The following is a 10,705-nucleotide window of genomic DNA, read 5'->3' as shown; positions in this document are numbered from 1 at the left end:
AAGGACATGCTCAATGAATTCTGAATTTATTTAATATCTTTCGATATTGAATTGACTGTGCCGAAGCAACTTATAAATAAGTTACTTCTGTTGGTCACTCAGCTTCTCTTTCGAGAAATCACATTGAGACTCTAAATTTTTTGCCTTACTTAGCGAACTAAGTTTGGCTGTTAGAACTCAATCTGTACGAGTGCCCACACAGATGATTGCTTTATATTGTTAAAGAACGTTTGAGTTGCCTTAGCAACTCAAGGGAAGCGAATCTTACGCTTTCCTATTTTTTTGTCAACACTTAATTTTAAACTTTCTAAAAAATCTAAACTTAAGTTTTACTCGACTTACTAAGTAGCTCATGCCCCGCTATGCGTTGCGCTCTGCCGTCTCAGTGGGGTCGCATTATAGGGCGCGGCGAGTTTTACGCAAGCGTTTTTTAAAGAAAACTTTAAAAAAAGTGCAGTTAGTATAAAAATTACACTAAAGTACATAAAACATGTAGTTTACTGAATAAAAAACAGACAAACTTTTCTCGAGAGGATCTTGAGTATTACTTAGATTTAGTATTTAGCAAGTTTTTAGTATAAAAAAGCACCATTCGCTTTGGTGCTTTCAATATCTGCTACAAATTTGCTTAATATAATATGCTATAGAGCTTTCTACGATATTTAGCGGCTAAGCTATCGCCATCAGGTAAAGACGCTATAACCTCTAAAAAGGTTGGTTTTACTTGAGCAAAATTTAAATCTTTTTGCAAAATGTTAAAAAGCAGCTCTAGCGCCTCTTCTTTGCGTCCAGCTTGATTTAATGCGTCGGCAAGCTCAGCTTGAATTTCTAAATCATTCGGGTATTTTTCAACTTGGCTTTGTAGTGCTTTTATCTCTGGAGATTCTTGTGCTAAAAGTGCTTGTTCGCACTTCGCTTGAATATTAGTGAAATAGGCATCACGTTCATTTTCTGCAACAGATGCCAATAATGCTTGTGCATCATCAAGCTTATGTATTTGAATACAAATATCTGCCAGTACCAATTTAATACGGGCATTAGTGGTATCTAACTCGTAAGCTTGCTTTGCATAGTTAAACGCACTGTTAAGGTCTTGTGCTATTAAAGCTTGTTTGGCTTGCTCTAACAAAAGTTCATGCTGTGCTGGTAAATGCTTTGCTAATACATCACGCACTTGTTGCTCGGTCTGCGCACCAGCTAACATATCAACAGGCGCTGAGTCTTTTAAGAACACCAGTGTTGGCAGTGTTTGCAAACCAATTTGTTGTGCTAGTTGCGCTGCTAATTGCTGTTCAATATCACAATCCAACGTCGCAACAAGTAAATGTTCACCGTATTGGCTGGCAATTTTTTCTAAAATGGCTGCTTGTGATTGACACTCAGGGCTCTGTGCAGAGTAGAAACTAAGTAATACAAGTTTTTGTTGTGAAGTTTCACCTAATACTTGCTGAAGATTTTGCGGATTAACATTTACCATATTATTCATTACGATTGATTGCCATATCAGACTATTTAGGGTTTTATATGGTGGCAGATACAATAATTACAAGCCCAGATCACAAGCCATAAATCAAAAAGGTCTTTTATGAAATTTCACAAAATTTACGCCGCCCTACTGTTTATAAGCCCATTGCTCAGTGCAACGACGTTAGATCTCAAGCTAGATAAAACCATGCCTGCGATTGAACAGCTTTATTTAGATTTACACCAATCCCCAGAGCTTTCCTACCACGAGCAACAAACAGGACAGAAAATAGCAAAACAACTCAAGCAACTTGGTTTTGATGTCACTGATAATGTTGGCGGGTTTGGCGTAGTGGGAATTTATAAAAATGGGAATGGCCCAACAATTATGATCCGCACCGACACCGATGGCTTGCCAATTATAGAGCAAACTGGCAAACCCTATGCTTCTAAAGTAACCGTTACTAATGATGAAGGTGCAACTGTTGGTGTTATGCATGGTTGCGGTCATGATATTCATATGAGTTCATTTATTGGCACAGCCCAGCAGCTAGTTATGCACCAAGATGCATGGCAGGGTACTTTAATGATGGTGGCACAACCTGCCGAAGAAGTAGGTGGTGGTGCAAAAGCAATGCTTAAAGAAGGCTTATTCTCTAAATACCCAACTCCTGATCATGTCATTGCCCTGCATGTCAGTGCCAGTGTACCTGCAGGCAAAGTAAGTATGAAAAACGAATACACTATGGCAAGTGTTGATTCAGTTGATATTACTGTAAAAGGTAAAGGTGGCCATGGTGCCTACCCACATACAACGATTGATCCTGTTGTGATCGCTTCACGCATTGTTTTAGCACTGCAAACAATAACGAGTCGCGAACTCTCGCCACTTGAACCTTCGGTGATCACCGTTGGCTCAATTCATGGTGGTTCTAAACACAATGTTATTTCCGATCAAGTAAAACTACAGCTAACACTAAGAAGCTACAATCCCGCAGTACGTTTACAACAAATTGCTGCAATTAAGCGTATTAGTAAAGGCATTGCGATTAGTGCAGGACTTGATGAGAGCTTAACCCCTGAAGTCTATGTGCATGAAGATGAATCAATCCCCTCAACTTACAATAACCCAGCACAAACAAATATTGTACGTAGTGCAATTAGCGCCGCAATTGGTGAAAGTAATGTACTTGAAACAGAAGCTGTTATGGCTGGTGAGGATTTTGGTTTATATGGCCGAACTGACAAAAATATTCCAATTACCTTGTTTTGGCTAGGTGGTGTTGAGCAAACTCAATATGCTGCTGCACAAAAATCGGGGAATACTCTACCATCGTTGCATTCAAGTAAGTTCGCCCCCGATTATAAGGTTGCACTGCCAACAGGGATAAAAGCGATGAGTAATGCCGCCGTTGCGTTATTTAACCAATAAATCGCCTACCCATAACAGCTAAGCCGATTTGGGTTTTGCCTTGCTTTTAAAACGTCGCTTTTGCGGCGTTTTTGGTAATTGCGCAAATACTTGACTATTACACTGCCCGGCTTGATCGATAAAATGTGATAAATCGCTTAATAACGGTGTTAAAAACTGCTGATAGCTCATACGCTGTTCGGCAATGTCACCTAGTGAAGCTTCCCATTTTGCAGTTAAATCGGGGCTAGCTAACCCTTCGGGTAATACACCTATTAACGCTTTACCTGTCTGGGTTGCCAAAATTGATTTACCTTGGCGTTGTAAAAAGCGCCGCCTAAACAACAGCTCTAAGATACCAGCTCGAGTTGCTTCAGTCCCTAAGCCATCCGTTTCTTTAAGAATTTTTTTGATATCTGGATTTTTAACATAACGACTTATCCCCGTCATTGCACTTAACAGCGTTGCATCAGTGAAATGTGCCGGTGGCGTGGTCATTTTATCGATGATTTCGCCATGGCTACAATGAAGTTTTTGCCCTTTAACCAATGGCGGTAATGTTTGCTGATCTTTAAGCTCCGATCGGCCCATCAGCACTTTAAAGCCTAGACCAACATCTTGTTTAGCATTGGCCTTAAATAAACCACCCGCTATGGTAACCTCAACTTTCGTTTCATTAAAAACATAATCAGGGTAAAACTGAATAAGATAATGGCGACAAATCAAGCTATACACTTTGCCTTCATCGCTATTTAAACTTGCGGACTTTAACTGTTTAGCCGTGGGTATGATTGCATGGTGCGCAGCAACTTTGGCGTCATTAAAACACTTACTGCGCATGCGGGTATCAGCGCCTTGGCACGTTGCGTCACTTTGCCCACCATTAGTCGCGATTGCTTTTATAATACTGGCGGCTTCTTGATGATGGTCTTTTGGTAAATAGCGATTATCTGAGCGTGGGTAGGTGATAAGTTTATGGCGTTCATATAAAACTTGGCAAATATCTAACACCTTTTGTGCTGGCATAGTAAACGCTTTTGCTGCATCGATTTGTAGAGCAGATAAATTATACGGCAAAGGCGCTTGCTGTTTTTTCTGCTTTTGCTCAAGTGCCGTCACTTCGCCGGGTTGATCCGTGACACGTGCTGCAACATTTTCCGCAAGCCCTCGGTGCAATATCCGCCCCTCTTCGTCTTGATAAGGTTCGCACGCTTTGCTTGGTTGCCATTTAGCAGTAAAACTCTGTTGCTCTTGGGTATGTAAATGGGCAAACACTTCATAGAATGGTTTTGCTCTAAAGTTAGCAATTTCATTATCACGATTTACCACTAGGCCTAAAATAGGTGTTTGTACTCGTCCAACAGAGAGTACATTACCAAACCCTGCTTTTTGCCCTGCCAGGGTATAAGCACGTGTCAGGTTCATACCAAACAACCAATCAGCACGAGAGCGCGCAAGAGCTGAAACACTTAGGGGAATAAAGTCACGATTAGTACGCATACTCGCTAATGCTTTTTTAACTGCACTGACGTTTAAATCGCTGATCAATAACCGTTGGATACTGTGCTTTTTAGCTTGTGATAACTTGACTTGCTCAATCACTTCATCAACCAGCAACTGACCCTCGCGGTCGGGATCGCCAGCATGAACAAGCTGCTCAGCTTGCTTGATTAACTTTTTAAGGACAGTGAGTTGCTTACGGGTTTTAGATTTAGCCTTTAACTGCCATTGCTCAGGCACTATAGGTAAGTCATCAAAACGCCATTTTTTGTATTGTTCGCTGTAGTCATCAGGTTCAGCTTGTTCTAATAAATGACCTATACACCAAGAAACACAATCGCCATTAGCCACTTCAATATAGCCATCATGTTTTTTATGAGGCTTTGGTAAGGCATCGGCAATGGCACGACCTAAAGATGGTTTTTCGGCTATATAAAGTTTCATTGGCCACTATCAACAACTGGTTATTTACACAGTAGTTTAGCACACGTAATTTAATCTACAAATAGTTAATGATTAGCTCTTTAGACTGCGATTTTTTCGCATAAATAAATACAACAGAGGAAGGTAGCACACAACGACAGTGCCAATATTGATTAACGGTAATAACGTTTTATATAGCATGGTACTATACGATAAATCCCAAAGGTGACGATCCACTAATCTAAATAATTGTAAAATAGGCGCACTAATTACAACCAATTGACCAAGCACACTTTGCCAAAGGTATAATTTATCTTTAATACCTAAGTAAGCAATCAAGGCCATCCAAGCAATATCATTAAATGCCCAGACTACGTAGCGATAAACATAAACGCCTTCATCAATACTCATTAGACTATCGTAAATTAAAGCGCCATACAAAAAAAACGCAGCAGTAACCAACGCAAAACGCAGTGCGAGATAATCCTTACGTAAATAAAAAACAAAAATAGCTGGGCTTAAAATAAACACCCAGCTATTTTCAAGTACTCTCATACTAGTTTCGAACCATGGGGGCATAGAATTACCTAATCTGGTTTTTTATCATCATCGCCGCCATTACCATTACCCGGCATATAGCTATATTTATCAACGTTTTTCATCGTACACTCCGTTACACTTGTTAAAAAGTCACTTTAAGCTAAATTAGCTACTTTGCCAAGTACCTTTATCTTACATCTATCGGATCTGACTCTTTTGCTTTACCTTGCATAATGGAGATTTCAACACGGCGATTACGTCGTCTATCCGCGTCAGAATCATTGGGAACAAGTGGTCGAGTTTCTGCGTGGCCTACTACAACCATACGCGTCTTATCAAAGCCTTGCGCTTTTTGCATTTCTGTTGCCACTGCAACAGCACGCTTCGATGATAAATCCCAGTTATTGGTATACAACTCATTGGATACTTGAAAATCATCGGTATGCCCAGAGACAGTAATTTCACCAGGAACATCTTTTAAAAGCGTTGCAATATCGCGAATAATAGGTTTGAATTTAGGCTGCAAAAAAGCACTGCCCGAAGGAAATGAGCCATTTTCGCGAATACGAATAAGAATTTGCTGGCCTAAAGATTCCAGCTCAATCGCCCCGTCCATGATTTGCTGCTCTAATTGCTGTGCTATTTTTTTCACCAGCTCATTCACTTGCTCTTGATCAGCGGCAGAAACTGCTTGCTCAGAGGCTTGTTGTTGTGCTGTGCTTTGTGACTCACCACCGCGCTTATTACCGCGTTGTTCTTGACGGCCACCGGCAGAACTTTCATCACCAGCTTGAAATTCCAACATTTGCTGAGTCATTTCCACGGTTTGCTGTTGAATTGTTTCTATTGGTGTCGGTTCTGGTTTACCTGGCGTAAACTCCATCGCGATAACGGATGTTCCCTTAGGTATATCTTTAACTTCTATTTTATTTTGTACACCGAAAGCAAATTTCATCGAGCCCGCAATTTGTTTAAATTTCAGCACATCCATTTCTGAAAACGCGAGCAAAAGTACAAAGAAGCACATCAATAGCGACATCAAATCCGCAAACGTGCCCATCCAAGCAGGAAGTCCTGGTGGTGGGCATTTGCACTCTTGCTCAGACATGCTTACTCCTCAGTATCGACTTTTCTTTTTGATTCAGCGAGATAGTTTTTCAAAATACCTTCAATTACTTTTGGGTTTTGACCATCCTGAATACCTAATACAGCATCTAAGATCAAACGCTGGTTCATGGCTTCTTCATCTTTACGTAGCTCTAATTTGACTTGAATTGGGATCGCAACCACGTTGGCTAAAAATGCACCGTATAAAGTTGTTAACAACGCTACCGCCATGGCAGGTCCAATTGCTTTAGGGTCGTCCATATTTGATAGCATCGCCACTAGACCAATAAGAGTACCAATCATCCCCATAGCAGGCGCGATATCGGCAAGCGCTTTGAATAAGCCAGCACCCGATTCATGACGAGTAGAGGTAAGAGCAATATCTTTTTGTAGTGTCGCTCTAACCACATCCGCGTCATGGCCATCGACAAGCATATCGACACCTTTGCGCATAAATGCATTCGGTATTTCTGCTTCTTCGAGCGCTAAAAACCCCCCTTTGCGTGCCGAATCAGCAAGTTCAACGGCTTTTTCGATAAGCTCTTCTGGGGATTCAATTTTAAACATAAACGCTTTAGCAGCAACTTTACCAATGCCAAAAAACTGGCTCATCGTATAGTTTGATAACACGATAAAAATCGAACCACCAAATACAATCACCACAGACGGAGTGTTGTAGAACATCACTATTTCGCCGCTGCTACTCAAAAACATGGACATGATTATCAAGCCAATAGCGCCGAGAATACCTATAATGGTTGCTAAATCCACTTACCCCTCCAAAGGAACTCATGCTTTACTGCCTATGGCAGCAAACTTTTATTATTAACTGCTTATCGGCAATCTATTGAATTACTTAAACCATTTAATGAAAAAAATGAAATGAAAGTTTTTTGCTCTATTGGCATTTTAATCTACCATGCTTAACCTGCAAGGTTTAAGTTCTGGTACAAACCATTAATCGTGATAAGAAAACAGTTTATTATTCAAAAAAAATGCATCAGTCTTTGACCTAGTTTAGCATTCCCCCTAAAATTGGCCTCACATTTCTATCATCTAAGTTGAATCCACTATGGCGACTAAAAAACCAGAGAACCTAAGCTTTGAGCAAGCGCTTGAAGAATTATCCTTAATCGTCACAGAAATGGAGCAAGGTGAGCTTTCGCTTGAACAATCGTTAAAACAATTTGAACGCGGCATTGCGTTGGCTGGGGCATCGTCTAATAAATTGCAACAAGCAGAGCAAAAAGTCGCTATTTTGATGGGTAACGATAGTCAGTCATCGCTTACTAACTTTGATAATGATTTGGAATAACGAGTGTTAATAACAGAGCAAATTAAATGCGCTCAACGTGATGTTGAAGCCACTCTCAATCGGTATTTTGAGCAGCCACTGGATACCGATCAAACTATCAAGCTGGCCACTCACTATAGTGTTTTAAACGGCGGCAAACGGCTGCGGCCATTTTTGGTCTATGCCACTGGCAGAATGCTTGGTGCTAAGCATCAGGATTTAGATGTTTTAGCTGCCGCAATTGAATGTATTCATAGCTATTCGTTAGTCCATGATGACTTACCTGCTATGGATGATGATGATTTACGCCGCGGTAGACCGACTTGCCATATTGTATATGGTGAAGCGCATGCCATTTTAGCTGGCGATGCGCTGCAAACGCTGGCGTTTGATTTAATCGCTAATCATGCATTTGATGTCCCTGCCCAGCAACAGCTAAAAATGATTGCAACACTCGCCAAAGCATCCGGCATTGAAGGTATGGTCGGTGGCCAAGCATTGGATATTGCCGCAACAAACACAGCAGTAAGCCTCATTGAACTTGAGCGTATTCATCAACTAAAAACCGGTGCTTTGCTAAACTGCGCAATTAGTTTAGGGGCACTGTGTGCAACGGATATTGATGAGCATACATTATTACAATTAAAGCGCTTTGGTGATGCAATTGGACTGGCTTTTCAGGTACAAGACGATATCCTAGATATCGAAGGCGATACTCAAGTGCTAGGAAAACCACAAGGTTCCGATGTTGCAGCAAATAAAGCAACCTACCCAGCTATACTTGGTCTGGCTGGTGCAAAGCAAAAAGCACAACACTTACTTGAACAAGCACTGCATGCTTTAGCTGCAATAAATGCCGATACCACAGAGCTTGAGCATTTAGCGAAATATATTGTGGAACGCGATTATTAATTGCAGCTTCAGATTAAGCTGATAATGATGTACAAAATAACTAAAAAACCAGAGTAACATTGCGTTATAATAACGTCTGGTTAGCGAAGGATGTATGAAAAATCATGACACTTGATAGTAGCAAGTATCCATTATTAGGTTTGGTTGATGAACCAGCCCAACTGCGTGATTTAGCGCAACAAAAATTACCTGCATTTAGCAATGAGCTGCGTGATTATTTACTTAACTCAGTGTCGCAAAGCAGTGGTCACCTTGCATCAGGCTTAGGTACTGTAGAGCTGACGGTTGCATTGCACTATGTTTACAATACTCCCGAAGACCGTTTAGTGTGGGATGTAGGTCATCAAGCTTACCCGCATAAAATATTAACGGGTCGTCGCGATCAAATGCATACTATTCGCCAAAAAGATGGCCTGCACCCTTTTCCATTTCGTGAGGAAAGTAAATACGATACCTTTAGTGTCGGTCATTCAAGCACCTCAATTTCTGCGGCTTTAGGCATGTCTATTGCGGCGCAAAAAGAAGGCAAAGGTCGTAAAACAGTCGCGGTTATTGGCGATGGTGCGATCACTGCAGGCATGGCATTTGAAGCTATGAATCACTTAGGTGATGTTAAGTCTGATATGTTGATCATTTTAAATGATAACGAAATGTCGATTTCAGAAAACGTGGGGGCACTCACTAACCATTTTGCGCGCATCTTATCCGGCAGTTTTTACACTAATATTCGCGAAGGCAGTAAAAAGCTACTTGCTGGTGTTCCTCCAGTAAAAGAATTAGCCAGTCGCATGGAAGAGCATTTAAAAGGCATGGTTATTCCTGGCACTTTTTTTGAAGAGCTTGGCTTAAACTATATCGGCCCAATTGATGGCCATGATGTAAATATGTTGGTAGATACATTACGTAATATGCGTAATTTAAAAGGCCCACAACTACTGCATATCAAAACCCAAAAAGGTAAAGGCTACAAACCAGCAGAAGCCGATCCGATTGGTTATCACGGTGTGCCAAAATTCGATCCTGCGATTTCAAGTTTGCCAAAATCAAAACCGGGAGCAGCAACTTTTTCTAAAGTATTTGGTGATTGGCTATGTGATATGGCAAGCCAAGATCACAAACTAATGGCGATAACTCCAGCCATGCGTGAAGGCTCTGGTATGGTGCGCTTTTCAAAAGAACACCCTGAGCAATATTTTGATGTTGCCATTGCAGAGCAGCATGCGGTTACTTTAGCGGCAGGTTTTGCTTGTGAAGGCTTAAAACCGGTCGTTGCTATTTACTCCAGCTTTTTACAACGTGCGTATGACCAACTCATTCACGATGTAGCACTGCAAAACTTACCGGTATTATTTGCTATTGACCGTGCCGGTATTGTTGGTGCGGATGGTGAAACCCATCAGGGCGCTTACGATTTAAGCTTTATGCGTTGTATTCCAAATATGATTATCATGGCGCCAAGTGATACTAATGAATGCCGCCAAATGCTTTACACGGGTTACCAATGTAATCAACCCGTCGCGGTACGCTACCCTCGCGGTAGTGCTGGCACAACTGAGATCTGCGAACAAATGACCGAGCTTGAAATCGGCAAAGGCCGTGTGATTAAGCAAGGTACTAAAATCGCTATTTTATCTTTTGGTACTTTGCTTGAGAATGCTCAACTGGCTGCAAAAGAGCTCAACGCAAGCCTCGTTGATATGCGTTTTGTTAAGCCGCTAGATAGCGCACTAATCGACACTTTATTAGCTGACCATGAAATTATTGTAACACTTGAAGATAATGCCATTGTTGGTGGCGCAGGCTCTGCCGTTAATGAATATTTAGCAGCTATAAAAGCAAAGGTAAGCATCCTAAATTTAGGTATTCCGGATGAATTCATCAAACATGGTACGCAAGAGCAAATGCACGATGAAATGGGCTTAGGCTCACAAGGCATACTTGAGAGCATTAAAAACTTTATTACTGACTAAACTATGCTGTAGCACATAGAGTCAGGTGAGATAATAAAAAAGGAGCAACGGCTCCTTTTTTATTATCCCTATAAAAATCAACTC

9 protein-coding genes are annotated in these 10,705 nt (G+C 41.1%); 4 read left to right on the top strand and 5 right to left on the bottom strand.

Annotation, left to right across the window (positions count from 1 at the left end):
- Positions 1-628 precede the first annotated feature (628 nt).
- Positions 629-1,486 (bottom strand): tetratricopeptide repeat protein, encoded by an 858-nt coding sequence (locus tag ACMVDV_RS18200; protein ID WP_416159032.1) that lies wholly within the window; start codon positions 1,484-1,486, stop codon positions 629-631.
- A 99-nt stretch (positions 1,487-1,585) separates the two neighbouring features.
- On the opposite strand from ACMVDV_RS18200, the gene ACMVDV_RS18195 reads away from it, so the two are divergent.
- Positions 1,586-2,896: a M20 metallopeptidase family protein gene (locus tag ACMVDV_RS18195; protein WP_416159031.1), complete on the top strand. Its 1,311-nt coding sequence runs from the start codon at positions 1,586-1,588 to the stop codon at positions 2,894-2,896.
- Positions 2,897-2,914: 18 nt separating this feature from the next.
- On the opposite strand, the gene ACMVDV_RS18190 is transcribed toward ACMVDV_RS18195, so the two are convergent.
- The 4 genes from ACMVDV_RS18190 to pomA form a co-directional block, all read right to left on the bottom strand.
- Positions 2,915-4,819 (bottom strand): DNA topoisomerase III, encoded by a 1,905-nt coding sequence (locus ACMVDV_RS18190; RefSeq protein WP_416159030.1) that lies wholly within the window; start codon positions 4,817-4,819, stop codon positions 2,915-2,917.
- Between the two features lie 72 nt (positions 4,820-4,891).
- On the bottom strand, positions 4,892-5,377 hold the full coding sequence (locus tag ACMVDV_RS18185; protein WP_416159029.1) for a hypothetical protein: 486 nt from the start codon (positions 5,375-5,377) through the stop codon (positions 4,892-4,894).
- Positions 5,378-5,525: 148 nt separating this feature from the next.
- Positions 5,526-6,446, bottom strand: coding sequence for a flagellar motor protein MotB (locus tag ACMVDV_RS18180; protein ID WP_416159028.1), 921 nt, complete (start codon positions 6,444-6,446; stop codon positions 5,526-5,528).
- 2 nt (positions 6,447-6,448) lie between these two features.
- Positions 6,449-7,216 (bottom strand): flagellar motor protein PomA, encoded by a 768-nt coding sequence (pomA, locus tag ACMVDV_RS18175; protein ID WP_304178455.1) that lies wholly within the window; start codon positions 7,214-7,216, stop codon positions 6,449-6,451.
- Positions 7,217-7,517: 301 nt separating this feature from the next.
- On the opposite strand from pomA, the gene ACMVDV_RS18170 reads away from it, so the two are divergent.
- The 3 genes from ACMVDV_RS18170 (at position 7,518) to dxs (ending at position 10,621) form a co-directional block, all read left to right on the top strand.
- Entirely contained in the window at positions 7,518-7,760 is a 243-nt protein-coding gene (locus ACMVDV_RS18170) for an exodeoxyribonuclease VII small subunit (protein ID WP_304178457.1), read from the top strand.
- 3 nt (positions 7,761-7,763) lie between these two features.
- Positions 7,764-8,651, top strand: coding sequence for a (2E,6E)-farnesyl diphosphate synthase (gene ispA, locus ACMVDV_RS18165; protein WP_304178460.1), 888 nt, complete (start codon positions 7,764-7,766; stop codon positions 8,649-8,651).
- Positions 8,652-8,755: 104 nt separating this feature from the next.
- A complete protein-coding gene (gene dxs, locus ACMVDV_RS18160) occupies positions 8,756-10,621 on the top strand; it encodes a 1-deoxy-D-xylulose-5-phosphate synthase (RefSeq protein WP_416159027.1) in 1,866 nt (621 codons plus the stop codon).
- Positions 10,622-10,705: the final 84 nt, after the last annotated feature.

It is taken from the genome of Pseudoalteromonas sp. ASV78 (assembly GCF_047806705.1).
Taxonomy (GTDB): Bacteria; Pseudomonadota; Gammaproteobacteria; order Enterobacterales; family Alteromonadaceae; genus Pseudoalteromonas; species Pseudoalteromonas prydzensis_A.
The sequence above is the reverse complement of the archived record's forward strand: the minus strand, read 5'-3'. Positions and strand labels throughout refer to the sequence as shown.